The sequence below is a fragment of the Cupriavidus sp. H18C1 genome (assembly GCF_049311595.1).
Classification (GTDB): Bacteria; Pseudomonadota; Gammaproteobacteria; order Burkholderiales; family Burkholderiaceae; genus Cupriavidus; species Cupriavidus cauae.
Genome location: NZ_CP186008.1, coordinates 1,444,584 through 1,470,518, shown reverse-complemented (window position 1 = coordinate 1,470,518; position 25,935 = coordinate 1,444,584). Strand labels below are relative to the sequence as shown.

The window sequence follows — 25,935 nt, the reverse complement described above, 5'->3', positions numbered from 1 at the left end:
CCGCGACGGACGCAAACCGATCTCCTCTCCCACCCGCGGGAGAAGGGGTAGGGGGAGAGGAAGCCGCTATCCTAGATGGCTGGCGCTTCCGCCATTCTTCATCCGCCGTTTCAGACCATGCCCGCTCCCACCATCCAGTCCCCGCCCCTGGGCGACGTCACCACCTATCTGCGCGACCGCATCCGCACCGTGCCCGACTGGCCGCAGCCCGGCGTGATGTTCCGCGACATCACGCCGCTGCTGCAGGACCCGAAGACGCTGCGCGTGCTGATCGACGTGTTCGTGCACCGCTACATGGATGCCGGCCTGGACGTGGTGGCCGGCATCGATGCGCGCGGCTTCATCCTCGGCGCGATCGTCGCCTACGAGCTGAACCTGGGGTTCGTGCCGATCCGCAAGAAGGGCAAGCTGCCGTTCCAGACCGTGGCCGAGGAATACGAGCTCGAATACGGCAGCGCCACCGTCGAGATCCACGCCGATGCCTGCAAGCCGGGCGAGCGCGTGCTGCTGGTCGACGACCTGATCGCCACCGGCGGCACCATGATGGCCGGACGCCGGCTGCTGGAGCGGCTCGGCGCGACGGTGGTCGAGGGCGCGGCGATCGTCGACCTGCCGGAGCTGGGCGGCTCGCGCCATCTGCTCGACAGCGGCCTGCCGCTGTTTACCGTGTGTCGCTTCGAAGGCCACTGAACCGCAAAGTCGCGACGCCGCAGCACCGCGAAGCGTTGCAAAGCCCACCATCGCTGGCGCCCCGCGTTGCCCTTGCCCGCAGCGCGGGCGCATAATGGCCGTTCATTCACAACAAGGGCCGGGCGGCCCCTGCCTCTGACCGCCGCACCGGCCGCAATGGGTGCCACACCATGGGCGTTCTGCTTCATCTGCTCTCCGGGGTCGCGCTGCTGGTCTGGGGCACGAATATCGTCAAGGTCGGCATTCTGCGCGTCTACGGCGCGAATCTGCGCCACGTGCTCTCCGCCAGCGTTGCCAATCGCTTCACCGCCTTCGCCGCCGGCCTCGGCGTGACCGGCCTGGTGCAAAGCAGCAATGCGACCGCCGTCATCGTCAGTTCCTTCGTCAGCCAGGGCCTGATCGCGGTCGCTCCCGCGCTGGCCATCATGCTCGGCGCCAACGTCGGCACCGCGCTGATGGTGCAGGTGTTCTCGCTGGACCTGTCGTGGCTGTCGCCGCTGCTGATCTTCGTCGGCGTGATCGCGCATCTGAGCTGGAAGGGCAGTCGGCCCGGCCACGTCGGCCGCGTGCTGATCGGCCTGGGGCTGATCACGCTGGCTCTGGAGCTGATCTCCAATGCGACCCGACCGGTGGTCGAGGCCGCCGGCGTCAAGGTGCTGTTCGCCAGCCTGACCGGCGATACCGCGCTCGACATGCTGGTCGGCGCCTTCCTGACCGTGCTGTCGTATTCGAGCCTGGCGGTGGTGCTGTTCTGCGGCGCGCTGGCCTCGGCCGGCGTGGTGTCGATCCAGGTCGCGCTGGCGCTGGTGCTCGGCGCCAACCTCGGCTCCGGCATCTCGGCGTTCCTGACCACCTCCGGCAACAACCAGCCCGGCAAGCGCGTGACGCTGGGCAATCTGCTGTCGCGCCTGCTCGGCTGCGTGGTGGCCCTGCCGCTGCTGGACGAATCGCAGACGCTGCTGCGCGCGCTCGACGCGGACCCGCAGCGGCTGATCGTCAATTTCCACCTGCTGTTCAACGTGGTGCTGGCGGTCGCGCTGATCGGGCTGACCGCGCCGCTGGCGCGCCTGTGCGAAACCATTCTGCCGGGCCGCAACACCGGCGAGAGCCAGGTCACGCCGCGCCATCTCGACCCGGCCGCGCTGTCCACGCCGACGCTGGCGCTGGCCAACGCCGCGCGCGAGGTGCTGCGCATCGGCGACCGCGTCGAGCAGATGCTCGACAACATGCTGCGCGTGCTGCGGACCAACGATGCCAAGCTGGCCGCCGCCACCTGCCGCATCGACGACGAGATCGACGATCTCTACACCGCGATCAAGCTGTACCTGACGCGCATCAGCGTCGAGGCGCTCGACGAGCGCGACGGCCGCCGCTGGACCGAGATCATCTCGCTCAATATCAACCTCGAGCATGCGGCGGACATCATCGAGCGGATCCTGCTCGACGCGCGCGACAAGAAGATCGCCCACAACCTGGTGTTCTCGGAAGCCGGCATGGAGGAGATCACCGAGATGCATGCGCGCCTGATCAGCAATCTGCGGCTGGGGCTGTCGGTGTTCCTGAACGGCGACCTGAAGAGCGCGCGGCAGCTGATGCACGAGAAGGCGACCTTCCGCGAACTGGAGCGCAAGTATTCGCATACCCACCTGCGCCGCGTGGCCACGCAGACCATCGAGAGCATCGACACCAGCTCGCTGCACCTGGACGTGATCAGCGATCTGAAGCGCCTGAACTCGCTGTTCTGCGCCACCGCCTATCCGGTGCTGGAGGAAGCCGGCGCGCTCGATCGCAGCCGCCTGCGCGAAGAGGGCGGCCAGCCGCAGGAGGAGGGCATCCCTGCGCCCGCGGCCGCCGCCGGCGCGCCTGCCTCGGCGCGCGCGCCGATGGCACACGCCGACGAGGGCCGGGCGCCGCCGCGCGTCAGCGGCGCCTGACCCGCGCCGGGGCCCGTGCCGCGGCCTGCGCCGCGGCCTCTTCCACGGGCCGCTTCAGCAGCGGCGCCAGGTACTTGCCGGTAAAGCTCGCCTTGCTGGCGGCGATGTCCTCCGGCGTGCCCCGCGCGATGATCTGCCCGCCGCCGGCGCCGCCCTCGGGACCGAGGTCCAGCACCCAGTCCGCGGTCTTGATCACATCGAGGTTGTGTTCGATGATGACCACGGTATTGCCCTGGTCGCGCAGCTTGTGGATGACCTTGAGCAGCAGCGCGATATCGTGGAAGTGCAGGCCGGTGGTCGGTTCGTCGAGGATGTACAGCGTGCGGCCGGTATCGCGCTTGGACAGCTCCAGCGACAGCTTGACCCGCTGCGCCTCGCCGCCCGACAGCGTGGTCGCCGCCTGGCCCAGGCGGATGTAGCCCAGCCCCACGTCGAGCAGCGTCTGCAGCTTGCGCCGCACCACCGGCACCGCGCTGAAGAATTCGTAGGCCTGCTCGACCGTCAGCTCCAGCACCTCCGAGATGTTCTTGCCCTTGTACAGCACCTCCAGCGTCTCGCGGTTGTAGCGCTTGCCGTGGCAGACGTCGCAGGGCACGTAGACATCGGGCAGGAAGTGCATCTCGACCTTGAGCACGCCGTCGCCCTGGCAGGCCTCGCAGCGCCCGCCCTTGACGTTGAACGAGAAGCGGCCCGGATCGTAGCCGCGCTCCTTGGCCGACGGCACGCCGGCGAACAGTTCGCGGATCGGCGTGAACAGCCCCGTATAGGTGGCCGGATTCGAGCGCGGCGTGCGGCCGATCGGGCTCTGGTCGACGTTGATGACCTTGTCGAAGTGCTCCAGCCCGTCGATGCGGTCGTGCGGCGCCGGCTCCGGCGTCGAGCCGTACAGGTGGCGCGCCACCGCCGGATACAGCGTGTCGTTGATCAGCGTCGACTTGCCCGAGCCCGAGACACCGGTCACGCAGGTCAGCAGGCCGACCGGAATCTCGGCGCTGACCTGCTTCAGGTTGTTGCCGCTGGCGTTCAGGATGCGCAGCATCCGTTCCGGGTCCGGCGGCGTGCGCGAGGCCGGCACCTCGATGCTGAGCTCGCCCGACAGGTACTGCCCGGTCAGCGAGGCCGGCGAGGCCTCGATCTGCGGCGGCGTGCCCTCGGCGACGATCTGCCCGCCATGCACGCCCGCGCCCGGGCCGATGTCGACCACATAGTCGCTGGCGCGGATCATGTCCTCGTCATGCTCGACCACCAGCACCGAATTGCCGATGTCGCGCAGATGCTTGAGCGTGCCGATCAGCCGGTCGTTGTCGCGCTGGTGCAGCCCGATCGACGGTTCGTCCAGCACGTACATCACGCCGGTCAGCCCCGAGCCGATCTGCGAGGCCAGGCGGATGCGCTGCGCCTCGCCGCCCGACAGCGTGTCCGCGCTGCGCTCCAGCGACAGATAGTCGAGCCCGACGTTGTTCAGGAAGTTCAGCCGCGCCGAGATCTCGCGCACGATCTTGTCGGCGATCTCGCGCTTGGCGCCCTGCAGCTGCAGCGTCAGGAACCACGTCAGCGCGTCGCGCAGCGGCCAGCCGCTGATCTCGAAGATCGCGCGCGCCTGCTCGCCGTCGCCGACCTTGACGTGGCGCGCCTCGGTGCGCAGCCGTGTGCCATGGCAGGCGGGGCAGGGCTGGTTGTTCTGGTACTTGGCCAGTTCCTCGCGGACCGCGACGGAGTCGGTCTCGCGATAGCGGCGCTCCAGATTGGGGATGATCCCCTCGAACACATGCGAGCGCGTGGTGGTGCGGCCGCGTTCGTTCATGTAGGTGAACGGGATCTCGGTCTCGCCCGAGCCGTGCAGCACCACCTGCTGCACCTCGGCCGGCAGGTCCTCGAAGGCGGTGTCCAGGTCGAAGTCGTAGAACGCCGCCAGGCTCTGCAGCATCTGGAAATAGAACTGGTTGCGGCGGTCCCAGCCCTTGATCGCGCCCGAGGCCAGCGACAGGTTCGGGAAGGCCACCACCCGCTTCGGATCGAAGAAGGTGATCTGGCCCAGGCCGTCGCAGCTCGGGCAGGCGCCCATCGGGTTGTTGAACGAGAACAGCCGCGGTTCCAGCTCGGGCAGCGAGTACGAGCAGATCGGGCAGGCGAACTTCGAGCTGAACAGATGCTCGGCGCCGCTGTCCAGCTCGAGCGCGATGGCGCGGCCGTCGGCCAGCCGCAGCGCGGTCTCGAACGATTCGGCCAGCCGCTGCTTGATGTCCGCCCGTACCTTGACGCGGTCGACCACCACTTCGATGCTGTGCTTCTCGGTCTTCTTCAGCTTGGGCAGCGCATCGACCTCGTAGACCTTGGCCTGCGCCTCGTGCGCGGCGCCGCCGCCCGAGCGGATGCGAAAGCGCACGAAGCCCTGCGCCTGCATCGTCTCGAACAGGTCGGTGTGCTCGCCCTTGCGGTCGGCCACCACCGGCGCCAGGATCATCAGCTTGGTGTCCTCCGGCAGCGCCAGCACCGCGTCGACCATCTGCGACACGCTCTGGGCCTGCAGCGGCAGGTCGTGGTTGGGGCAATACGGCGTGCCGGCGCGCGCGTACAGCAGGCGCAGGTAGTCGTGGATCTCGGTGACGGTGCCGACCGTCGAGCGCGGGTTGTGGCTGGTGGCCTTCTGCTCGATCGAGATCGCCGGCGACAGGCCTTCGATCAGGTCGACGTCCGGCTTCTCCATCAGCTGCAGGAACTGGCGCGCATAGGCCGACAGCGACTCGACGTAGCGGCGCTGGCCTTCGGCATAGAGCGTGTCGAAGGCGAGCGAGGACTTGCCCGATCCCGACAGGCCGGTGATCACGATCAGCTTGTTGCGCGGCAGATCGAGATTGATGTTCTTGAGATTGTGGGTGCGGGCCCCACGGATTCTGATTTCTTCCATATACCGTTTGTCTTCGCCAGGCGGGGCCGCCAGTCGGGGTCGACAGGCCGGTCTCACGGAGCGCCCGCGCCATGGCCATGGCCAGCAGCGGGCGTACGCTCAAAGCAGGAAGCAGGCCGGGGCTTCGGCGCGGGCCGGCGGGGAGAGGGGGGGCGGCGGCTGCCTTGGCGCGGCTTCGGTGGCCGCTTTTGCCGCTTTCCGCCGCTTCCGGCTGCCATCTGCCGCTACCTGTCCACCCTTGGCCGCCACGTCCGTGCCGCTGGCCGATTTGCCTCGCCAGCCCGGGGCCACTTCCCGCCGATCCGGCGTCTGACGCCGGGAGCAAACCTGCTAATATACCGAACTTCGGTTTCCGGGGTTGCCCCTGCCTCTGCCCCTGCCGGCGAGGGGGCGCGGCTCCGGCGCCCGGCACGGTGGCCACGGTGGCGGTTCGCATGGCGCCCCGGCATGGCCGCGCACCGCGGCGCGGGGCCCGGCGCACGGCCGGCCACCCGTATCCCCGAGTCCCCACGAGCGCAATGCCGTCGACCCAGTCTTCTTCCCCAGCCGCGGCCGATGGTGCCGAACGAACAGCCGGCACGGTCTCCGCACGGATGACCCGTATCGAACTGCGCGCCAGCGTGTCGCTGGCCAGCATCTTCGCGCTGCGCATGCTGGGCCTGTTCCTGATCCTGCCGGTCTTCGCCGAATACGCCCGTACGCTGCCCGATGGCCATGACGCCCAGCGCATCGGCCTGGCGATGGGCATCTACGGCCTGATGCAGGCCTTCCTGCATATCCCGCTCGGCTGGCTGTCCGACCGCATCGGCCGCAAGCCCGTGATGGTCGGCGGCCTGCTGCTGTTCGTCGCCGGCGGGCTGGTGGCGGCGTTCTCCGACACGCTGACCGGCATCATCGCCGGCCGCGCGCTGCAGGGCACGGGCGCGATCTCGGCGGCGATCACCGCCTGCATCGCCGACCTGACCAGCGAGCGCCATCGCACCAAGGCGATGGCGATGGTCGGCGGCAGCATCGGCCTGACCTTCGCGCTGTCGCTGGTGATCGCCTCGCCGCTGCTGCGCACCATCGGCATGCCGGGCATCTTCACGCTGATGTCGGTGCTCGGCCTGCTGGCGATCGCCGTCACGCTGTTCCTGGTACCGACTCCGCCGCCGCCCCACCCGGACCAGCTGCCGCTGCACCGGGTATTGCCGAAGGTGCTGCTCAATCCGGACCTGGCCCGCATGAACGTCGGCGTGCTGGCGCTGCATGCCTCCCAGGTTGCGATGTTCATGGTGGTGCCGGGCATGCTGGCCGATGCCGGCATGCCGGTCGATTCGCACTGGAAGGTCTATCTGCCGGTCGTGCTGGTGTCGTTCCTGCTGATGCTGGCGCCGATGATGGCGGCCGAGCGCTACGGCCGGATCCGGCCGGTGCTGCTCGGCGCGGTCGCGCTGATGACGGCGGTGCAGCTGCTGTTCGCCGCGGTGCATGGCCTGTGGCCGATCGTCGGGGTCCTGCTGCTGTTCTTTGTCGCCTTCAACGTGCTCGAGGCGATGCAGCCCTCGCTGGTGTCGCGCTACGCGGCGGCCTCGCGCGGCGCCGCGCTCGGGGTCTACAACACCACCCAGGCGATCGGGCTGTTTCTCGGCGGCGCCGTCGGCGGCTGGCTGCTGCAGCATGCGGGCCGCAGCGCGGTCTTCCATGGCTGCGCGGCCGTGCTGGTGCTCTGGCTTATAATCGCCTGGGGCATGAAGCCGCCGCCCGCCAGGGTCCGCCACCGCGGCCCGGACAGCGAGCCGCAGCCGGCGCACTGACGCTGCGGGCTGCCGGGCACGACGTCTCCAGCGCGGTCCACGGCGGTCCACGGCAACGGCCGCATCACGCGGAAACGCTTTCCGGCGCCGGGCCGCACTACCATCGGCGCGCCGGGCGCAAATCAGTCGAAAGAGTCAAATCAGTCAGCACATTGCCGCGCCGCCCATCGGGGCGCGGTTCTCGGAGAACACCTCATGGCATCCGTCAACAAAGTCATCCTCGTCGGCAACCTCGGCGCGGACCCCGAAACGCGCTATATGCCCAGTGGCGATGCCGTGACCAATATCCGGCTGGCCACCACGGACCGCTACAAGGACAAGCAGAGCGGCGACATGAAGGAGCTGACCGAATGGCACCGCGTGGCCTTCTTCGGCAAGCTCGCCGAGATCGCCGGCCAGTACCTGCGCAAGGGCTCCCAAGTCTATATCGAGGGCCGCATCCGCACCCGCAAGTGGCAGGACCAGTCCGGCCAGGACAAGTACAGCACCGAGATCGTCGCCGAGCAGATGCAGATGCTGGGCTCGCGCCAGGGCGGCGGCGGCGAGGAAGGCGGCGGCTACGCGCGCGAATCGTCGGGCGGCGGCTATGGCGGTGGCGGCGGCCGTGGCGGTGCGCAGGGCGGTGGCGGCGGCCAGGGCGGCGGCGCACGCCGGCCGCAGCAGTCGCCGTCGAACGGCTTCGAGGATATGGACGACGATATTCCGTTCTGAGTCCAGGTTCCGCGCTTCACCGGCATCCGATCGAGCCCGCTTCATGCGGGCTCTTTTCGTTGGCGGACGTTCATTGGCGGACGGAACTGCGGCGGCGTGTCTGCGCGCGCTCCTATGCAAAGAACGTCCCCCCGGATATCGATATCCCCTTTCCTTCGTTCCCCTCCGCCGGCCCCGTCCCTATCCTCTCAGGCTCGTATTGCAGACGAGAGGACCCGCCAATGAATGCCCCGTTGGACTTCGATGCGCGCCATGCCCTGCGCGCCGCGCTCGAGTCGCTGCCCGAGCTGGCGCAGAAGATCGGTACCGATGCCGCGGCGCGCGAGGCTCGGCGCCTGCTGCCCTATGAGGGCTTCGCGCTGTTCCGGCGGTCGGGGCTGGGCCTGTTGCGGATTCCGGCGGAGCAGGGCGGGCTGGGCGGCTCGCTGGTCGATCTGTTCGAGGTGATCGCCACCATCGCGGCGCACGAGTCCAATGTCGCGCACGCGCTGCGGATCCATTTCGACCAGACCGAGTCGCTGCGGCTGTCGCCGCGCTCGTCGTTCAACGACCTGCAGGTGCGGCGCATCGTCGGCGGCGCGATCTTCGGCGGGGCATCGACGGAGGTCGGCACCGCGCGGCCCGGCGAAATCACCACGGCGCTGCGCCGCGACGGCGACCATTACCGGCTGTCGGGCCGCAAGTACTACTCGACCGGCACGGCCTTCGCCGACTACGCGCGCATCAACGTCAAGGATGCCGACGGCGCCGATGCGTCGATCGTGATTCCGACCGATCGCCCGGGCTTCGGCGTGCTCGACGATTGGGACGGCATGGGCCAGCGCATGACGGCCAGCGGCAGCCTGGTGCTCGACAACGTGCAGGTATTTGCCGACGAGGTGACCCGGCGCGGCAACAGCACGCTGATCGGCCGCCATTGCGGGGCGCTGCGGCAGCTGCATCTGGTCGCGGTGGCCGCCGGGATCGTGCGCAACGCGTGGGCCGATGCGCGGGACTACGTGCAGCGGCATGGCCGTCCCGCGCTGCACAGTCCGGCGCCGTCCGCGCGCGAGGACCATGTCATCCAGCAGGTCATCGGCGACCTGGCCGCGCACAGCCATGCGATCGACGCGCTGGTCCGGGAGAACGCGCGCGTGCTGGACCGCTCGGCCGACGCGCTGCAGGCGGGCGCCGACGATGCCGAGGCGCTGGTGCTGCAAGGCGCGCTGGCCACCGCGCAGACGCAGCTGGTGGTCAGCAAGCTGGCGCTGCACGTCGGCGAGCGGATGTTCGAGGCGGGCGGGGCGTCGTTCACGGCGAAGCGCTACAACTTCGACCGCCACTGGCGCAATCTGCGCACGATCTTCAGCCACAACCCGCTGCTGCACAAGGCGCGCGTCATCGGCGCCTATCACCTGAACGGCGAGACCACCCACCTGACCGAGGGCCGGGTGTTCTGAGCCCCGGGGACGAGCCATGGCAACGACAATGACATCGACATCGACATCGACCACGCCCCCGCGCCAGCTGCACCTGAACATCAACGCGCTGCATTCCGGCTTCGTGCCCTCGGCATGGCGCCTGCCCGCGAGCGATCCGCGCGCCTTCGTCGACGTGCAGCACTACGTCCGCGTGGCGCGCATCGCCGAGGCCGCGAAGTTCGATGCGATCTTCCTCGCCGACAACGCGTCGATCGCGGACCAGATCCACTTCCGGCCGATCACCGCGCTGGAGCCGACGCTGCTGCTGGCCTGCGTCGCCGCCGCGACCATGCACATCGGCCTCGTCGCCACGGTTTCCAGCAGCTACAACGAGCCCTACAACATCGCGCGGCGCTTCGCGACGCTGGACCATGTCAGCGGCGGCCGCGCCGGCTGGAATGTGGTGACCACCGCCGACGCCGGCTCGGCGCGCAATTTCGGCCGCAGCGCGCCCCCCGATCACGGCGAGCGCTACGCCCGCGCCGACGAGTTCACGGCGCTGGTCAAGGCGCTGTGGGACAGCTGGGAGGACGATGCCTTCATCGGCGACAAGGCCGGCGGGCGCTTCGTCGATACCGGCAGACTGCAGCCGGTCGCCCATCACGGCGCGTTCTTCGACGTACACGGACCGCTGAACCTGCCGCGGCCGCCGCAGGGCCATCCGGTGCTGTTCCAGGCCGGCGGCTCGGACGATGGACGCGAGCTGGCGGCGCGCCATGCCGAGGCCGTGTTCTCGGCGGCGCAGTCGTTCGAGGAGGCGCTGGCCTACCGGCGCGCGATCCAGGCGCGCGCCGGAGCGCTGGGCGCGGCCCGAATGCGGTCAAGGTGCTGCCGGGCCTGACCACCATCATCGGCGCCACCGAGGCGCAGGCGCGGCAGCGGCGCGATGCGCTGGTCGATCTGATCCCGTGGGACTACAGCCTGAACCGCCTGGCCGGCACGCTGGGCATCGACGCCGGGCGGCTCGAGCTCGATGCGCCCTTGCCCGACGATCTGGCGGTGCCGGCCAATGGCAATCACACGTTCTTCCGCGCGACGCTGGCCGCGGCGCAAGGGCGCAACCTGACGGTGCGCGAGCTGATCCGCGAGCTGGCGGGCGGCGGCGGCCATCGCGTGATCGTCGGCACGCCCGAGCAGATCGCCGACGACATCGAGCACTGGTTCCGCGATGGCGCCGCCGACGGTTTCAACCTGATGCCCGATGCGCTGCCCGACGGCCTGCAGGACTTCGTCGACGGCGTGGTGCCGATCCTGCAGCGGCGCGGCATCTTCCGCACCGAGTACACGGGCGCGACGCTGCGCGACCATCTGCAGCTGGCGCGTCCCGCCGGCAGGGCACCGGCGCGCGCGGCTGCCTGACCGGGCGCACGCCGCGGTCTTGTCATCCTCCCTCCTATTGACGCGGTAGCCGGCGCAGGCCCTACACTGTGGCGTATCCGGCTGCCGCGGCCATTCCCGTTCCGTGCGCAGCGTCCCCCCTTGCTCCTTCCCCCACGCGACGATGCCCACATGGAATGGCTGACTGACCCCACGATATGGATAGGCCTGGCGACGCTGATCGTGCTCGAGATCGTGCTGGGCATCGACAACCTGGTGTTCATCGCGATCCTGGCGGACAAGCTGCCGCCCGACCAGCGCGACAAGGCGCGCATCATCGGCCTGTCGCTGGCGCTGTTCATGCGGCTGGGTCTGCTGTCGGTGATGTCGTGGCTGGTCACGCTGACGCGGCCCCTGTTCGCGCTCGGCCCGCTGGAATTTTCGGGGCGGGACCTGATCCTGCTGGGCGGGGGGCATCTTCCTGCTGGTCAAGGCCACGCTGGAGCTGCACGAGCGCATCGAGGGCAAGCCCCACCATGAGAGCGAGAAGCCCGCCTATGCCGGCTTCTGGCTCGTGGTCACGCAGATCGTCATCCTGGACGCGGTGTTCTCGCTGGACTCGGTGATCACCGCGGTGGGCATGGTCGATCATCTGAGCGTGATGATGGTCGCGGTGGTGTTCGCCATCGCGGTGATGCTGTTTGCGTCCAAGCCGCTGACGCGCTTCGTCAACGCCCACCCCACCGTGGTCGTGCTGTGCCTGAGCTTCCTGCTGATGATCGGCCTGAGCCTGGTCGCCGACGGCTTCGGCTTCCATATCCCCAAGGGCTATCTGTACGCGGCGATCGGCTTCTCGGTCGGCATCGAGGCGCTGAACCAGCTGGCACGCCGCAATCTGCTGCGCTACGAGGCGCGCCGCCCGATGCGGCAGCGCACCGCCGATGCGGTGCTGCGCCTGCTGGGCGCGCGCCGGGCGGCCGAGGGCGAGGCCAGCGAGCCGGTCAGGCGCGACGCCGCCGCGCCCGCGGCCTTCGCGCCGGAGGAGCGCACCATGGTCAGCGGCGTGCTGTCGCTGGCCGAACGCTCGGTGCGCTCGATCATGACGCCGCGCTCGGAGCTGTCGTGGATCGATATCGAGCAGGATGCCGACACGCTGCGCCGGCAGATCCTGGCCACGCCGCACAGCTTCTTTCCGGTCTGCCGCGGGCAGCTGGACGATATTTTGGGCGTCGCGCGCGGCAAGGACCTGATCGGCACGCTGGCCGAACAGGGCCGCATCGACGAAGCCAGCCTGCGGCCGCCGATCGTGGTGCCCGAATCGATCCGCATCCTGCCGCTGATGGAGACGCTGCGCGCCTCGCGCGGCCAGCTGGTGCTGGTGACCGACGAATACGGCGCGGTGCTGGGCGTGGTCACGCCGGTCGATGTGCTGGAGGCGATCGCGGGAGAATTCCCCGACGAGGACGAACTTCCAACCATCGCGGCGGCGGGGGAGGGGCGCTGGCTGATCGACGGCAGTGCCGATCTGCATGCGGTCGCCCATGTGCTGGAGCTGGGCGAACCGTGGACGCAATCGCAGGGGCGCTATGCGTCGCTGGGCGGCCTGCTGCTGGACCGCTTCGGCATCGTGCCGCCCGCGGGCAGCGCGATCGATCTGGACGGCTATCGCTTCACGGTGGTGGAGGCGACCGAACGGCGCATCGACCGTATCGAAGTGGTGCGCCTGGGCGCCGAATCGGTGCAGGCGGCCGCCGATGCCGAGCAGCGGGAGCGCTGAGCGGGATCGACGATGCGGGCAGGGATACGCGGAACCGGTTGTACGCGGCCCCTCGCGGAACCGTACGCGCCGGCCCTTATGGCCGGGCCCTTATACCGGGGCCCTTATACCGGGGCCCTTATACCCGGCCTTTACACGCCGAACGACTGCAATCGCGAACGCGCCGGCCGGCTGGCGTCGCGCGATCGGACCGGGCGCAGTTCGCCTTGCCACGGGGCGGCCAACGCATCGAGCAGATGATCGCCGGCGAGGGTCTTGTCGTGCAGCGCGTCGCGCAGCGCCTGGCCGATCGCCAGCCGGCACAGCGCTTCGCCGTCGCGCGTCAGCGTGCCGAGCTCCGTATCCGCATCGGCGCGGATCGTGAACGAGCGCCGGCCCACGCCGACGAAACTGGTGAACCGCACGCAATCGCATTCGCCGGAACCGGCGAAATTGACGCTGACATGGTAGGCGAGGCTGGTTCCGGCCCATGGCAACGTACAGAGGTAACTGACGGCTTCGCTCATGGCGGGCTCGCTTTGGCGCTTTACGCCGTAGGCAGCGTTTCGGTCGGGACCAGGCCGTCGATGATGGCGCGGCCGTAGTCGACGGCGGCGCGTCGGGCGGTGCCGACGTTCTCGCACGAGCCGCTGGTCAGGCGGTACAGCCGCGATTGCTCGTTGCCAGGGGGCTGGCCTTCGATGCAGATCATCACCGAAACGTCAAAAGCAAGTTCGGGTTTGGTACGCGGCCATGTCTGCACCGGGGTGCGCCGGTAGACCAGCGGGTAGAGCTCGTAGCCCTTGTAGCTGGCGGTCGGAAGGGAGTCCATGCATCGCTCCTGTTGAACAGCGTGGACGCCGGCTTGCTGCGGCAAGCAGAAAAAGCGGCCGGCAATAAAAAACCCCCGCAAGCGCGGGGTTTTCGTGGCATGCGTCAGATCGGCTCGATCTTCGTGGCGGCCGGGCCCTTCTGGCCGACGCCGCGCACGTAGCGCACCTTCTGTCCTTCCTGCAGCGACTTGAAGCCGCTGCCTTGAATTTCCGAGAAATGCGCGAACAGATCGTCGCCGCCGGCGTCCGGCGTAATGAAGCCGAAGCCCTTCGAATCGTTAAACCACTTTACGGTACCAGTATCCATGTGTATCTCCTGGATTGTTCCCATCGGACGAATGTCCCGAGGGGCATGACGATCAAGAAGAAACATGGAGAAGAAGTGGCGGAGCCGGGGGCGGCCAACTCGGTAATCGACGTGCTTGCTTGAAGATCCTGCGGTTCCCGTTATACAGGTCATGTGCCGGGCTGTCAAAACAATGCGGCAAATCCATTGACGGACGCCCCGTGCCGCATCTTTATACCTTCTTTACGGCACCCCTCCACCTTTCTACCCCGTTTTTAGCCGTCCCTCCCTAATCTGCAAGCCGATATCACTCTCGGTATTTGCCATGGACGGGATCTTCCTGATCGTACTTTCCGGTTTTGCCGCGCTCTGTGCCGCGCTGCTGCGGCTGTGCGCCGTGCTGGCGCCGCGCGTGCCGGCGCATGCGGGCCTGCAGGGCCCGGCCAACGACATGCCGCCGCGGCGCGGCATGACCCCGGGCGAGGGGCAGCGATGAACTGGACCGATCTGCTGGCCGCGGCGATGGCCGCGGGCATCTTCCTCTATCTGCTGATCGCGCTGCTGCGCCCGGAGAAATTCTGATGACCACGCAGTTCATGGGCCTGCTGGCCCTGTTTCTCGCCATCCTGCTGGCGATGGCGCCGTTGCTGGGCCGCTATCTGCGCCGCGCCGTCGAGGACGGCCAATACGCAGGGACGGCATGGGGGCGGCCCGTCGAGCGCCTGCTCTACCGCGTCGCAGGCGTACGCGCCGATGCCGAGATGGGCTGGCAGCGGTATGCCGTCGCGGTGCTCGCGTTCAACGTGCTGGGCGTGGTGGCGGTCTATGGCCTGCAGCGGCTGCAGGGCGTGCTGCCGCTCAATCCCCAGGGCTTCGGCCCGGTGTCGCCCGATTCCGCGTTCAACACGGCGATCAGCTTCGTCGCGAACACCAACTGGCAGGGCTATGCCGGCGAATCGACGATGGCCTATCTGACGCAGATGCTGGGCCTGACCGTGCAGAACTTCGTGTCGGCGGCGACCGGCATCGCGGTGGTGTTCGCGCTGATCCGCGGCTTCGCGCGGCAGAGCGCGGCGACCATCGGCAATTTCTGGGTCGACATGACCCGCACCACGCTCTATGTGCTGATGCCGATCGCGACGGTCATCGCGCTGGCTCTGGTCAGCCAGGGCGTGATCCAGAACTTCGATGCCTACAAGCCGGTGTCGATGGTGTCCGCGGTCGAGTACACGGTGCCGAAGACCGATGCCGCCGGGCAGCCGGTACTGGGCGCCGACGGCAAGCCCGTGGCCGAGCCGGTCCGCACCGACCGGCAGACGCTGCCGATGGGCCCGGTCGCGTCGCAGGAAGCGATCAAGATGCTGGGCACCAACGGCGGCGGCTTCTTCAACGCCAATTCGGCGCATCCGTTCGAGAACCCGACCGCGCTGGCCAACCTGATCGAGATGCTGGCGATCTTCCTGATTCCCGCCGCGCTGTGCTTCACCTTCGGCGAGATGGTCGGCGACCGCCGCCAGGGCATCGCCGTGCTGGCATCGATGGCCGCGATCTTCGTCGCGATGGCCTGCGTGGCGGCGCTGGCCGAGCAGCAGGCCAACCCCGCGCTGGCGGGATTGCCGGTGGACAGCCTCGCCTCGGCCTGGCAGGTCGGCGGCAATATGGAAGGCAAGGAAACGCGTTTCGGCCTGGCCGCATCGGCGCTGTTCGCCACGGTCACGACCGCGGCGTCGTGCGGCGCGGTCAATGCGATGCACGACTCCTTCACGGCCATCGGCGGGTTGGTGCCGATGCTGCTGATGCAGCTCGGCGAGGTCGTGTTCGGCGGCGTCGGCTCGGGCCTGTACGGCATGCTGGTGTATGCGGTGCTGGCCGTGTTCATCGCCGGCCTGATGATCGGCCGCACGCCCGAGTATCTCGGCAAGAAGATCGAGGCCTACGAGATGAAGATGGCCGCCGTGGTGATCCTCGTCACGCCGTTGCTGGTGCTGCTGGGCACGGCGGTGGCGGTGTCGATGGAGGCCGGCCGCGCCGGCGCGCTCAATCCCGGCACGCACGGCTTCTCCGAGATCCTCTACGCGCTGTCGTCGGCCGCGAACAACAACGGCAGCGCGTTCGCCGGCCTGTCGGCCAACACGCCCTTCTACAACACGCTGCTGGCCGCGGCGATGTGGTTCGGCCGCTTCTGGGTGATCGTCCCGGTCCTCGCGATGGCCGGCGCCCTCGCCGCGAAGAAGCGCGTGCCGGCAAGCGGCGGCACCATGCCCACGCACGGGCCGCTGTTCGTGGTGCTGCTGGTGGGCACCGTGCTGCTGGTCGGTGCGCTGACCTATGTGCCGGCGCTCGCGCTCGGTCCCGTGGCCGAGCAGCTGCAGGGCGCCGACGTTCGCTGAGTCCGTTCGCTGAGTTCGTTCGATGAGTTCGTTCGATGAGTCCGTTCGATGAGCCGGCTCGATGAGCCAGGCGTTCCCCTTGATGACATCGGACGCCGCGCGCTTTGCGACCGCGCCGGCGTCCGTCCCCCTCTCTCTAGCGCACTGCGGAGATCCCATGCAACAAGACTCCACGGCCAATGCGGCCGAGATCGGCGGCAATCCGGGCGAAGTGTCGGCCGGCACGCCCATGGCCGATCGCCAACCCACTCGTTCCGAGCGCGCGCCGTCGCGCGGCATGTTCGCGCCGCAGCTGCTCAAGCCGGCGCTGGCGGCGGCCTGGCGCAAGCTGTCGCCGCGCCAGCAACTGCGCAACCCGGTGATGTTCGTGGTCTATGCCGGCAGTATCCTGACCACGATCCTGTTCCTGCGCGCCGCCTTCGCGCCCGAACCCTCCCCCGGCGGCGAGAGCGCCGGCTTCATCCCTGGCCGTGTCGGTCTGGCTGTGGTTCACGGTGCTGTTCGCCAACTTTGCCGAAGCGCTGGCCGAAGGGCGCAGCAAGCAGCAGGCGGCGGCGCTGCGCGGGCTGCGCACCACGGTGACGGCGCGCGTGCTGAAGGACGGCCGGCGCGGCGGCGCCACCGAGCCGCGTGCGGCCACGGCGCTGCGCCGCGGCGATGTGGTGCTGGTCGAGGCCGGCGACATGATTCCCGGCGATGGCGAGGTCATCGAAGGGTTGGCGTCGGTCGACGAAAGCGCGATCACCGGCGAATCGGCGCCGGTGATCCGCGAATCGGGCGGCGACTTCTCGTCGGTAACCGGCGGCACGCGCGTGCTGTCCGACTGGCTCGTGGTGCGCATCACCTCCAACCCGGGCGAGAGCTTCATCGACCGGATGATCGCGATGGTCGAGGGCGCGAAGCGCCAGAAGACACCGAACGAGCTGGCGCTGACCATCCTGCTGGTGGGGCTGACCATCGTGCTGCTGCTGGCCACCGCGACGCTGCAGCCGTTCGCGGTCTACAGCGTGCTGGTCGCCAAGGCCGGCGTGCCGGTGACCGTCACGGTGCTGGTGGCGCTGCTGGTCTGCCTGATCCCGACCACCATCGGCGGGCTGCTGTCGGCGATCGGCGTGGCCGGCATGAGCCGCATGATGGCGGCCAACGTGATCGCCACCTCGGGCCGCGCGGTCGAGGCGGCCGGCGACGTCGACGTGCTGCTGCTCGACAAGACCGGCACCATCACGCACGGCAACCGCCAGGCGTCACGCTTCATCGCCGCGCCCGGCGTGGCGCCGTCGCGCCTGGCCGAAGCCGCGTGGCTGTCCTCGCTGGCCGACGACACGCCGGAAGGGCGCAGCATCGTCGCGCTGGCTCGCCGGCAGGCGGACCCGCGTACCCCCGAGGTGGCGCCGCGCCACGCCGAGTTCGTGCCCTTCACCGCGCAGACGCGGATGAGCGGCGTCGACCTGCACGAGGACGGCGAGCGACGGCACGTGCGGCACGTGCGCAAGGGCGCGGCCGACGCGGTGCGCCGCTACGTCGCCGAGCGCGCCGGCAAGTTTCCCGATGCGGTGGCGCAGGCGGTCGAGGAGGTCGCGCGCGCCGGCAGCACGCCGCTGGTGGTGGTCGACGAGCAGCGCATCCAGCAAGGCGGCGAACGAGGCGGCGAACAAGGCGGCGAACAAGGCGGCGAACAAGGCGGCGAGCAGGGCCGCGACATTCGCGTGCTCGGCGTGATCGAGCTGAAGGACATCGTCAAGACCGGCATCCGCGAGCGCTTCGGCGAGCTGCGCCGGATGGGCATCCGGACCGTGATGATCACCGGCGACAACCGCCTGACCGCGGCGTCGATCGCCGCCGAGGCGGGTGTCGACGACTACCTCGCCGAGGCCACGCCCGAGGCCAAGCTCAAGCTGATCCGCCAGTACCAGGCCGAAGGGCGGCTGGTGGCGATGACCGGCGACGGCACCAACGACGCACCGGCGCTGGCCCAGGCCGACGTGGCGGTGGCGATGAACACCGGCACGCAGGCGGCCAAGGAGGCCGGCAACATGGTCGACCTCGACAGCAATCCGACCAAGCTGATCGAGATCGTCGAGATCGGCAAGCAGATGCTGATGACGCGCGGCTCGCTGACCACCTTCAGCGTGGCCAACGACATCGCCAAGTACTTCGCGATCATTCCGGCTGCCTTCGCCACGACCTATCCGCAGCTGGCATTGCTGAACGTGATGGGGCTGTCCACGCCGGCATCGGCGATCCTGTCCGCGGTGATCTTCAACGCGCTGATCATCGTCGTGCTGATTCCGCTGGCGCTGAAGGGCGTCGCCTACCGGCCGCTGGGCGCCGCGGCGCTGCTGCGCCGGAACCTGCTGGTCTATGGGCTCGGCGGCATCCTGGTGCCGTTCGTGGGCATCAAGCTGATCGACATGCTGCTGACCGTGCTGGGGTGGGCCTGAACGCCGGGCCGCCTAGCCATCGAGTCAGCGAGTCGCCGACTCTCCGGACCACCGGACTATCGGACCACTGGACCACCGGACCACCGGACCACCGGACCAAGGCATCACCGGAACACAAGGACATCGACGCCATGAACACCAACGCATCTCTGCACGCCGCCCCCCGTCCCCCCAGCGCAGGCGGGCCTGCTGCGCCCGCTGCTGACCGTCTTCGCCGCGCTGTCGGTGCTGACCGGGCTGCTGTATCCGGCCGTCGTCACCGGGCTCGCGCAGGGCCTGTTTCCCCATCATGCGGCCGGCTCGCTGATCGTCAAGGACGGCAGGACGATCGGCTCGGCGCTGATCGGGCAGCCGTTCTCCGAGCCGCGCTATTTCTGGGGCCGGCTGTCCGCCACGGCGCCGATGCCGTACAACGCGGCCGCCTCGGGCGGCTCGAACCTCGGCCCGAGCAACCCGGCGCTGGCCGACGCGGCACGCGCGCGCATCGAGGCGCTGCGCACGGCCGACCCGGGCAACACGGCGCCGGTGCCGGTGGACCTCGTCACCGCCTCGGGCAGCGGCCTCGATCCGCATATCAGCCCGGCCGCGGCCGAGTATCAGGCGGCACGGGTCGCCCGCGCCCGCGGCCTGCCGCTGGAGCGCGTACGCCAGCTGATCGCCGCCAACACCGACCGGCCCGCTCTGGCGGTGCTGGGCGATGCCGGCGTCAACGTGCTGCGGCTGAACCTGGCGCTCGACGCGCTTGGCCCGAAGTAGTGCCGCGCGGGCCGTGGCAGAATGGCCTTCCCCTTGCCCTTCCGTTGTTCTGCCCTTGTTCCGCCATTGTCCAGCACGGTTGCATTGCCGATGACCGAAGCCGAATTGCGCGATGCCGGTGCGCGCGCCGATCCCGATGCCCTGCTGCGGATGGTCCAGCAGGAGGGCGAGCGGGCCGCGCGCGGCAAGCTGCGCGTGTATTTCGGCGCGTCGGCCGGCGTGGGCAAGACCTTCGCGATGCTGACCGCGGCAAGGGCGGCGATGGCGGAGGGCACCGATGTGGCGATCGGCGTGGTCGAGACCCACGGCCGCGCCGAGACCGAGGCGCTGCTGGCCGGCCTGGAACGGCTGCCGATGCGCGAGGTGCCCTACCGCGGCCGCGTGCTGCACGAATTCGATCTCGACGGCGCGCTGGCGCGCCAACCCGCGCTGATCCTGGTGGACGAGCTCGCGCATTCGAATGCGCCGGGCAGCCGCCACCCGAAGCGCTGGCAGGACATCCAGGAACTGCGCGCGGCCGGCATCGATGTCTGGACCACCGTCAACGTCCAGCACCTGGACAGCCTGAACGAGGCGGTGGGCGGCATCACCGGCATCCGCGTCTGGGAAACGGTGCCCGACGCGGTGTTCGACGGCGCCGACGAGGTCGTGCTGGTGGACCTGCCGGCCGACGAGCTGCTGCGCCGGCTGAAGGAGGGCAGGGTCTACCTGCCCGAGCAGGCGCGCCATGCCGCGCGCCATTTCTTCCGCAAGGGCAATCTGATCGCGCTGCGCGAGTTGGCGCTGCGCCGCACCGCCGAACGGGTCGACCACGACGTGCGCGCGTGGCGGCAGTCGGAACCGGTGCAGCCGGTATGGCGCACGCGCGAGGCGGTGCTCGCCTGCATCGGCAGCGGCGACGATGCCGAGCAGGTAGTCAGGAGCGCGCGCCGCCTGGCCGACCAGCTCGATTGCGACTGGCATGTGGTCACGGTCGCCACGCCGCGGCTGGCGCCACCTTCCGGAGCGTGCCAGGGCCCGCCTCGAGGACGCGATGCGGATGGCCGAGCAGCTGGGCGCGCGCACCGAGACGCTGGCCGGCGCGGACATGGTGCAGGCGGTGGCCGGCTATGCGCGGCGCCACAACCTGACCAAGGTGGTGATCGGGCGCGCGCCGGGCGATTGGCGGCGCGGCGGTGCGTCGCTGGCCGAACGCGCGCGTTCGCTGCTCGCGCTGGGCCTGTCGCCGCTGGTCGGCGCGCCGGCGGCGTGGATCGGACGGCGCAGCTTTGCCGACGCGCTGGCGAGGGGCTGTCCCGAGATCGACATCATCCGTGTCGCCGCCGATACCATTCGCAACCCCGCTCGCAGCCCCGCCCGCAACCCCGCACACGCCGATCGGCGGCCGCGCCACGACGCCGACGAGCGGCAGGCCGACACCGGCACCGAAGGCGCGGGGCGAGGGGACTACCTGTGGGCCGTGGCCTGGTGCGCCGGCGCCTCGGCGCTGTCGGCGCTGGCCACGCCATGGTTCGACGTGGTCAATATCGCGATGCTGTTTCTCGCCGCCGTGATGGGCGTCGCGCTGCGGCACGGCCGCGGGCCGGCGGCATTGGCCTCGGTGCTGTCGGTGGCAGCCTTCGATTTCTTCTTCGTGCCGCCTCGGCTGTCGTTCGCCGTCACGGACGTGCAGTACCTGCTGACCTTCGTGGTGCTGCTGTCGGTGGGCCTGGTGATCGGCCAGCTGACCGCGGGGCTGCGCGAGCAGGCGCAGGTCGCGGTGCGGCGCGAGACCGATGCGCGCACGCTGTACGAACTTGCGCGCGAACTGTCGTCGGCGCTGACGCTGGAGCAGATCGTGCCGATCGGCAGTCGCTTCCCTGCGCGCGGCGTTCGACGCCAATTCGGCGTTCTTCCTGACCTCGCCCGACGGCAAGCTGCTGCCGCCGGTGACGGACGCGGAACAGCAGGACACCGCCGCGCGCACCGATTCGATCGACCGCGTGCTGGCGCAATGGGTGTTCGACCACGGCCAGCCCGCCGGCACGGGCACGCATACGCTGCCCGGCAGCACCGTGCTCTATCTGCCGCTGAAGGCGCCGATGCGGACTCGCGGCGTGCTGGCGGTGGAGCCGGCCGCGTGGCGCGCGTTCGCGCAGCCCGCACTGCGGCGGCAGGTCGACGCCTTCTGCACGCTGATCGCGATCGCCATCGAGCGGCTGCACTATGTGGAGGTCGCGCAGCAGGCGCTGCTGTCGATGGAGTCGGAGCGGCTGCGCAGTTCGCTGCTGGCGGCCGTATCGCACGATCTGCGCACGCCGCTGACCGGCCTGATCGGCATGGCCGAGACGCTGCGGCGTGCCGAGCCGCCGCTGGCGCCTTCGGTGGCCGATACCGTCGACGCGATGCTCGAGCAGGCGCGGCGGATGCGCACGATGGTGGTCAACCTGCTCGACATGGCGCGGCTGCAAAGCCGCGATGTGCCGATGCACCGGGCGTGGCAGTCGGTCGAGGAGCTGGTCGGCTCGAGCCTGGCCGCAATGCGCGAGGCGCTGTCGCGGCACCGCGTCGAGGTGGCGGACCTGTCGCGGGTGCCACTCGTCGAGTGCGACGCCGTGCTGATCGAGCGCGTGCTGTGCAATCTGCTGGAGAATGCGGGCAAGTACACGCCGGCGGGAACGACGATTCGCGTGTCCGCGGAGGCCGTCGGGGCTGGCGAGGACGGCAAGGTCAGCGAGGGCCGCGAGGGCCGCGAGGACGGTGAGGACAGCGAAGACGGCAAGGGCGGCGTGGGAGGCGAGGGCGAGATCCGCATCGCCGTGGAGGACGAGGGCCCCGGCGTGCCGGCCGGCAGCGAGCGGCAGATCTTCGCGAAGTTCACGCGCGGGCAGCGCGAGTCGGCCACGGCCGGCGTCGGCCTCGGGCTCGCCGTCTGCGAGGCGATCGTGCAGGCCCATGGGGGGGAAGGATCTGGGTCGAACCGGCGCGGTCCGCGGCGCGCCGGGCCGTGCACGGGCCCGGCGCCCGCTTCGTGGTCGCGTTGCCGCGCGGCAACCCGCCGGCGGTGGAGGCCGAGTCCGACATGCCACCCGCTTGAACCGGCGGACTGTTCGTTCGAGTCCGCGCACCGCCATCCGCAACACATTCGGCCCACGTCCGCACCACGTCCTCGCTACGTCCGCACCACGTCGATCCCAAGGAATCCACTACCGCCATGCCCTTCGAATTCTCTCCCACGGTGCTGCTGGTCGAAGACGAGCCGCATATCCGCCGCTTCGTACGCGCGACGCTCGAGGCCGAGGGCTGCACCGTGCATGAGGCCGAGACGCTGAAGCGGGGGCTGATCGACGCCGGCACGCGGCAGCCCGATCTGGTGATCCTCGATCTCGGCCTGCCCGACGGCGATGGCGTCCAGCTGATCCGCGAGATGCGCAGCTGGACCCAGGTGCCGATCCTGGTGCTGTCCGCGCGCAGCGACGAAGCCGACAAGATCGTCGCGCTCGACGGCGGCGCCGACGACTATCTGACCAAGCCGTTCGGGGTCGGCGAGATGGTGGCGCGCGTGCGCGTGCTGCTGCGCCGGCACGCCAGGGCCAATCCGCAGGGCAGCCACCTGATCGCCTTCGGCGACGTGCAGGTGGACCTCGCCAATCGCGTGATCACGCGCGCGGGACAGCCGGTGCACCTGACACCGATCGAGTATCGCCTGCTGTCGGTGCTGATCGCCCACCGCGGCAAGGTGATGACGCATCGCGAACTGCTGCGCGAGGTATGGGGGCCGTCGCAGTCGGAGAGCAGCCAGTATCTGCGCGTCTACATGGGCCACCTGCGGCACAAGCTGGAGCGCGATCCCGCGCAGCCCGTGCACCTGCTGACCGAGACCGGCATCGGCTATCGCTTCGCGGGGTGAGCGCCCCGGGGGCATGAGGGACCTGGCGCATGAGCGACGCGGGGCAGGAACGACCTACGGCATGAGCGACCTGGGACATAGGCGGCCCGCACGCGCCTTTACGCCGTTCGCACGCCGCGCCTCGCACTCTTGACACCGTTTTTACGCGCCGATCCCTATCGTGGCGAAGGTCCCCAACGGGACGATTCCTTCCACTTCGCCACGATCCTCATGACTCGAATCACGCTACCGCGCCATACCGCAGCGGCGCTGCTCGCCGCTTCCCCTGCCCGCCGCTTCTCTGCTCTCCTTCACGCTGCTGTCCGCGATGCCGGCGGCCGCGCAGACCGCCCAGCACACGTTGACGGCCAATCTGTCGCTGGCCACCGACTACCGCTATCGCGGCATCACGCAGACCGATCGCCGGCCAGCGATCCAGGGCGGCTTCGACTACAGCCATGCCAGCGGCTTCTATCTGGGCAACTGGAACTCGAGCATCAGCTGGCTGGGCGACAGCAACGACGAGGTGTCGGCGCCGATCGAGATGGACTTCTACGCGGGCTTCAGGAACACCTTCGGCACCGAGGAAAAATGGAGCTACGACATCGGCGTGCTGCAGTACTACTACCCTGGCGATTACCCGGGTGGCTTCACCCGTCCCCATACCACCGAAGCCTATGCCGGCATCGGCTACGGTCCGGTGTCGCTCAAGGTCTCGTATGCGCCGACCAACCTGTTCGGCCTCGCGGACAGCCGGCACAGCTGGTATGCGGACCTGTCGGCCAACGTGCCGCTGGAGGTCTGGGGCCTGACGCTGAACACGCATGTCGGCTACCAGAAGGTGCAGGCGGCCGACGCCTCGTATGCCGACTGGAAGCTCGGCCTGACCAAGGACCTGGGCAACGGCTTCGCGCTGGCCGTGGCCTATGTCGACACCAACGCGGACCGCACCCTCTACACCAACGCCAGGGGACGCTATATGGGCCGCGGCACGGCCTGGGCCTCGCTGACGAAGACGTTCTGAGCCGGCGCGGCTATCGTTCCCCCCCGGATGGCCGGCCGCCAGCCATCGGCCACCGCTACTGCGCGGCGACCTGCGCGTGCACGTCGTGCGCCAGTTCGAGCAGGCGCTGGCGGTCGATGCCGCCCGATACCGCATAGCCGAACTTGCCGTCGATCCAGTAGAAGACATTGACCGGACCGTCCTGATACAGCCGGAACGCGGTCACGTCGGCGGCCAGGTCGCGGTGCGAGATGCACAGCGTGATGCGCTCGCCGTTGGCGTCGTGATACATGAACTGCGCGACCGGGCCGTGGTTGCTCGGCAGCAGGCGTCCGCCCATCAGCGAGAAGCCGGTGCGTGTCAGGATCGGCGGGCGGACATCGGCCCCCAGCCGGTTCGATACCCATTTGACCAGCTCCTGCTCGCGGTCGGCGCCGACCTCCACCGGCCGGCGTACCTCGGGGGCATAGATCACGTGGGCGATCGCCGATTGGCGCGCGAACGATTCGCCGGTATCCAGGCCCGTCGGCGCGCGCCGGGCCAGCTCGCCGCCGAGCGACGGCACCGCGCGGCGCCACGCATCGGCATTGGCGCCGATGCCGATGCCGACCACAAGCGCCGCGGCCATGCCGCCCAGCAGCTTCCAGTCCAGCCGTCGCAGCCATGCGCCACGCCGGCCGGGGTCGCGCAGCCGCGACGGCAGCGGTTCGTTCAGCACGCGGTCGTAGCGCGCGTGCAGCATGTGGTTCAGCGCGTAGTACTGGCTGATCCGCTGGGCAAGCTGGGGGTCGTGCTCGAGCCGCTGCTCGATTTCGGCGCGCCGTGCGTCGGGCAGCATGCCGTCGACGTAGGCGTGGATCTCTTCCTCGCTGATCGCGAATGCTTCGTTGCTCATCGCACCACCCTCAGTCGGGCTTCGGGTTTGACACCGGCCATCAGGCTGCGCAGCCGCTCGCGTCCGCGCGACAGCCGGGACATCACGGTGCCGACCGGGATGCCGAGCGCCAGCGCGACCTCGGCATAGCTCATCGATTCGAGGCCGACCAGCAGCACCACCTCGCGCTGTTCGGCCGGCAGCCGCTGCAGCGCGTAATCGAGGTCGCGCACTTCCAGCGAGCCGGCCGGATTGGCCGCCGTGCTGTGCCAGTCCGCGCCGGACAGGCCGTCGGACAGCGTGTCGTCGTCCATCGGTACATGCGTCGCGCGCATGCCGGCGCCGCGCATCTGGTTGACGAAGGCGTTATGCATGATCGTGAATAGCCAGGCCCGCAGATCGGTGCCGTCGTGGTATTGCCGCGCATGGCGCAGCGCGCGCTCGAGCGTGTCCTGCACCAGGTCGTCGGCCAGCTCGCGGTTGTGGACCAGCGCGCGCGCATAGCGGCGCAGCCGCGGCACGTGGTCGATCAGTTCTTCACGAACCCCCATCGCTGTTCCTTTGTCGGTCGGCGGGCCGCGCCGGGTTTCTCCTGCACTGTGCCCTTGCAGCGTGAACACCATCGGGGCGATTTTATTCCGGCCCATGCCGGCCACCGTCCGGATTTTTTTCGCCGCTCGGCGGAATAAGCGGGGCGGGAGCGCTGTTTACCTGTGGGTACGGACCTCGAGGAGTGCAGCATGCCAGTCTGTTTTCGATGGCGCGGCCGCGATCGCGGCGCCGCGCGGGTGGCGTCCGCCATGCCGTTGGCCATGTTGTTGGTCATATCCGTGGCCATGTCCGTGACCCTCGTCGGGGCGCTGGCGATATGCGTCGCGCCGGCAGCCGCGGCCGAGCCCTCGGCGGCCACGG

General features: G+C 69.4%; 19 protein-coding genes and 3 pseudogenes. 15 read left to right on the top strand and 7 right to left on the bottom strand.

The window, feature by feature from the left end; genetic code table 11:
• The first annotated feature begins 117 nt into the window (after nt 1–117).
• Together OJJOAM_RS06905 and OJJOAM_RS06900 are read left to right on the top strand one after the other, a co-directional pair.
• Nucleotides 118–690: an adenine phosphoribosyltransferase gene (locus OJJOAM_RS06905; protein WP_422649304.1), complete on the top strand. Its 573-nt coding sequence runs from the start codon at nt 118–120 to the stop codon at nt 688–690.
• Nucleotides 691–860: 170 nt separating this feature from the next.
• Nucleotides 861–2,624 (top strand): Na/Pi cotransporter family protein, encoded by a 1,764-nt coding sequence (locus OJJOAM_RS06900; RefSeq protein ID WP_422649303.1) that lies wholly within the window; start codon nt 861–863, stop codon nt 2,622–2,624.
• On the opposite strand, the gene uvrA is transcribed toward OJJOAM_RS06900, so the two are convergent.
• Complete coding sequence (gene uvrA / locus OJJOAM_RS06895; protein ID WP_422649302.1) at nt 2,611–5,532, bottom strand: excinuclease ABC subunit UvrA; 2,922 nt, start codon at nt 5,530–5,532, stop codon at nt 2,611–2,613. The genes OJJOAM_RS06900 and uvrA overlap by 14 nt on opposite strands.
• A gap of 518 nt (nt 5,533–6,050) precedes the next feature.
• Between uvrA and OJJOAM_RS06890 the strand changes: the two genes are divergently transcribed.
• From OJJOAM_RS06890 to OJJOAM_RS06870, 5 genes and pseudogenes are all read left to right on the top strand, one after another.
• Complete coding sequence (locus OJJOAM_RS06890; RefSeq protein ID WP_422649301.1) at nt 6,051–7,328, top strand: MFS transporter; 1,278 nt, start codon at nt 6,051–6,053, stop codon at nt 7,326–7,328.
• 195 nt (nt 7,329–7,523) lie between these two features.
• Nucleotides 7,524–8,039: a single-stranded DNA-binding protein gene (locus tag OJJOAM_RS06885; protein ID WP_422649300.1), complete on the top strand. Its 516-nt coding sequence runs from the start codon at nt 7,524–7,526 to the stop codon at nt 8,037–8,039.
• 221 nt (nt 8,040–8,260) lie between these two features.
• Complete coding sequence (locus OJJOAM_RS06880; RefSeq protein WP_422649299.1) at nt 8,261–9,478, top strand: acyl-CoA dehydrogenase family protein; 1,218 nt, start codon at nt 8,261–8,263, stop codon at nt 9,476–9,478.
• Between the two features lie 28 nt (nt 9,479–9,506).
• Nucleotides 9,507–10,858, top strand: a pseudogene (locus tag OJJOAM_RS06875) (LLM class flavin-dependent oxidoreductase).
• Between the two features lie 150 nt (nt 10,859–11,008).
• Nucleotides 11,009–12,593, top strand: a pseudogene (locus OJJOAM_RS06870) (TerC family protein).
• 131 nt (nt 12,594–12,724) lie between these two features.
• On the opposite strand, the gene OJJOAM_RS06865 reads toward OJJOAM_RS06870, so the two are convergent.
• The 3 genes from OJJOAM_RS06865 to OJJOAM_RS06855 all read right to left on the bottom strand — a co-directional run bounded on the left by OJJOAM_RS06865 (nt 12,725) and on the right by OJJOAM_RS06855 (nt 13,712).
• Nucleotides 12,725–13,099 carry a hypothetical protein gene (locus tag OJJOAM_RS06865; protein ID WP_422649298.1) on the bottom strand — a complete coding sequence of 125 codons (375 nt, stop codon included), beginning with the start codon at nt 13,097–13,099 and terminating at the stop codon, nt 12,725–12,727.
• Nucleotides 13,100–13,119: 20 nt separating this feature from the next.
• Entirely contained in the window at nt 13,120–13,404 is a 285-nt protein-coding gene (locus tag OJJOAM_RS06860) for a hypothetical protein (protein ID WP_149320131.1), read from the bottom strand.
• A gap of 104 nt (nt 13,405–13,508) precedes the next feature.
• The gene (locus OJJOAM_RS06855; RefSeq protein WP_422649297.1) at nt 13,509–13,712 is read right to left on the bottom strand and encodes a cold-shock protein; all 204 of its coding nucleotides are present in this window, start codon (nt 13,710–13,712) and stop codon (nt 13,509–13,511) included.
• 304 nt (nt 13,713–14,016) lie between these two features.
• On the opposite strand from OJJOAM_RS06855, the gene OJJOAM_RS06850 reads away from it, so the two are divergent.
• From OJJOAM_RS06850 to kdpA, 3 genes are read left to right on the top strand one after another with little or no spacing between them, the layout of a single operon-like run.
• Nucleotides 14,017–14,187, top strand: a complete 171-nt coding sequence (locus OJJOAM_RS06850) for a hypothetical protein (protein ID WP_422649296.1) — start codon at nt 14,017–14,019, stop codon at nt 14,185–14,187.
• Nucleotides 14,184–14,273: a K(+)-transporting ATPase subunit F gene (gene kdpF / locus OJJOAM_RS06845; protein WP_174108585.1), complete on the top strand. Its 90-nt coding sequence runs from the start codon at nt 14,184–14,186 to the stop codon at nt 14,271–14,273. The genes OJJOAM_RS06850 and kdpF overlap by 4 nt, the downstream gene beginning before the upstream one ends.
• On the top strand, nt 14,273–16,081 hold the full coding sequence (gene kdpA / locus OJJOAM_RS06840) for a potassium-transporting ATPase subunit KdpA (RefSeq protein ID WP_422649295.1): 1,809 nt from the start codon (nt 14,273–14,275) through the stop codon (nt 16,079–16,081). The genes kdpF and kdpA overlap by 1 nt, the downstream gene beginning before the upstream one ends.
• Nucleotides 16,082–16,217: 136 nt before the next feature.
• Here the strand turns inward: kdpA and OJJOAM_RS06835 are convergent, their stop codons facing one another.
• Nucleotides 16,218–16,574 (bottom strand): hypothetical protein, encoded by a 357-nt coding sequence (locus tag OJJOAM_RS06835; protein WP_422649294.1) that lies wholly within the window; start codon nt 16,572–16,574, stop codon nt 16,218–16,220.
• Between OJJOAM_RS06835 and kdpB the strand changes: the two genes are divergently transcribed.
• The 5 genes and pseudogenes from kdpB (at nt 16,552) to OJJOAM_RS06810 (ending at nt 24,170) form a co-directional block, all read left to right on the top strand.
• Nucleotides 16,552–18,522 (top strand): potassium-transporting ATPase subunit KdpB, encoded by a 1,971-nt coding sequence (kdpB, locus tag OJJOAM_RS06830; protein WP_422649293.1) that lies wholly within the window; start codon nt 16,552–16,554, stop codon nt 18,520–18,522. The genes OJJOAM_RS06835 and kdpB overlap by 23 nt on opposite strands.
• A 186-nt stretch (nt 18,523–18,708) precedes the next feature.
• Nucleotides 18,709–19,278 (top strand): potassium-transporting ATPase subunit KdpC, encoded by a 570-nt coding sequence (gene kdpC / locus OJJOAM_RS06825; RefSeq protein ID WP_422649525.1) that lies wholly within the window; start codon nt 18,709–18,711, stop codon nt 19,276–19,278.
• Between the two features lie 90 nt (nt 19,279–19,368).
• A pseudogene (locus OJJOAM_RS06820) lies at nt 19,369–22,354 on the top strand (DUF4118 domain-containing protein).
• A 117-nt stretch (nt 22,355–22,471) separates the two neighbouring features.
• The gene (gene kdpE / locus OJJOAM_RS06815) at nt 22,472–23,167 is read left to right on the top strand and encodes a two-component system response regulator KdpE (protein ID WP_422649292.1); all 696 of its coding nucleotides are present in this window, start codon (nt 22,472–22,474) and stop codon (nt 23,165–23,167) included.
• A gap of 307 nt (nt 23,168–23,474) precedes the next feature.
• The gene (locus OJJOAM_RS06810; RefSeq protein WP_422649291.1) at nt 23,475–24,170 is read left to right on the top strand and encodes a TorF family putative porin; all 696 of its coding nucleotides are present in this window, start codon (nt 23,475–23,477) and stop codon (nt 24,168–24,170) included.
• Nucleotides 24,171–24,225: 55 nt separating this feature from the next.
• On the opposite strand, the gene OJJOAM_RS06805 is transcribed toward OJJOAM_RS06810, so the two are convergent.
• Complete coding sequence (locus OJJOAM_RS06805; RefSeq protein WP_422649290.1) at nt 24,226–25,044, bottom strand: anti-sigma factor family protein; 819 nt, start codon at nt 25,042–25,044, stop codon at nt 24,226–24,228.
• The gene (locus OJJOAM_RS06800) at nt 25,041–25,574 is read right to left on the bottom strand and encodes an RNA polymerase sigma factor (protein WP_422649289.1); all 534 of its coding nucleotides are present in this window, start codon (nt 25,572–25,574) and stop codon (nt 25,041–25,043) included. Before OJJOAM_RS06800 ends, OJJOAM_RS06805 begins: the two co-directional genes overlap by 4 nt.
• Nucleotides 25,575–25,935 lie beyond the last annotated feature (361 nt).

Excerpts from the sequence above, each read along its gene's own strand:
- OJJOAM_RS06905 (WP_422649304.1), top strand. The coding sequence starts at position 118 with ATGCCCGCTCCCACCATCCAGTCCCCGCCCCTGGGCGACGTCACCACC.
- OJJOAM_RS06900 (WP_422649303.1), top strand. The coding sequence starts at position 861 with ATGGGCGTTCTGCTTCATCTGCTCTCCGGGGTCGCGCTGCTGGTCTGG.
- uvrA (WP_422649302.1), bottom strand. The coding sequence starts at position 5,532 with ATGGAAGAAATCAGAATCCGTGGGGCCCGCACCCACAATCTCAAGAAC.
- OJJOAM_RS06890 (WP_422649301.1), top strand. The coding sequence starts at position 6,051 with ATGCCGTCGACCCAGTCTTCTTCCCCAGCCGCGGCCGATGGTGCCGAA.
- OJJOAM_RS06885 (WP_422649300.1), top strand. The coding sequence starts at position 7,524 with ATGGCATCCGTCAACAAAGTCATCCTCGTCGGCAACCTCGGCGCGGAC.
- OJJOAM_RS06880 (WP_422649299.1), top strand. The coding sequence starts at position 8,261 with ATGAATGCCCCGTTGGACTTCGATGCGCGCCATGCCCTGCGCGCCGCG.
- OJJOAM_RS06865 (WP_422649298.1), bottom strand. The coding sequence starts at position 13,099 with ATGAGCGAAGCCGTCAGTTACCTCTGTACGTTGCCATGGGCCGGAACC.
- OJJOAM_RS06860 (WP_149320131.1), bottom strand. The coding sequence starts at position 13,404 with ATGGACTCCCTTCCGACCGCCAGCTACAAGGGCTACGAGCTCTACCCG.
- OJJOAM_RS06855 (WP_422649297.1), bottom strand. The coding sequence starts at position 13,712 with ATGGATACTGGTACCGTAAAGTGGTTTAACGATTCGAAGGGCTTCGGC.
- OJJOAM_RS06850 (WP_422649296.1), top strand. The coding sequence starts at position 14,017 with ATGGACGGGATCTTCCTGATCGTACTTTCCGGTTTTGCCGCGCTCTGT.
- kdpF (WP_174108585.1), top strand. The coding sequence starts at position 14,184 with ATGAACTGGACCGATCTGCTGGCCGCGGCGATGGCCGCGGGCATCTTC.
- kdpA (WP_422649295.1), top strand. The coding sequence starts at position 14,273 with ATGACCACGCAGTTCATGGGCCTGCTGGCCCTGTTTCTCGCCATCCTG.
- kdpE (WP_422649292.1), top strand. The coding sequence starts at position 22,472 with ATGCCCTTCGAATTCTCTCCCACGGTGCTGCTGGTCGAAGACGAGCCG.
- OJJOAM_RS06810 (WP_422649291.1), top strand. The coding sequence starts at position 23,475 with ATGCCGGCGGCCGCGCAGACCGCCCAGCACACGTTGACGGCCAATCTG.
- OJJOAM_RS06805 (WP_422649290.1), bottom strand. The coding sequence starts at position 25,044 with ATGAGCAACGAAGCATTCGCGATCAGCGAGGAAGAGATCCACGCCTAC.
- OJJOAM_RS06800 (WP_422649289.1), bottom strand. The coding sequence starts at position 25,574 with ATGGGGGTTCGTGAAGAACTGATCGACCACGTGCCGCGGCTGCGCCGC.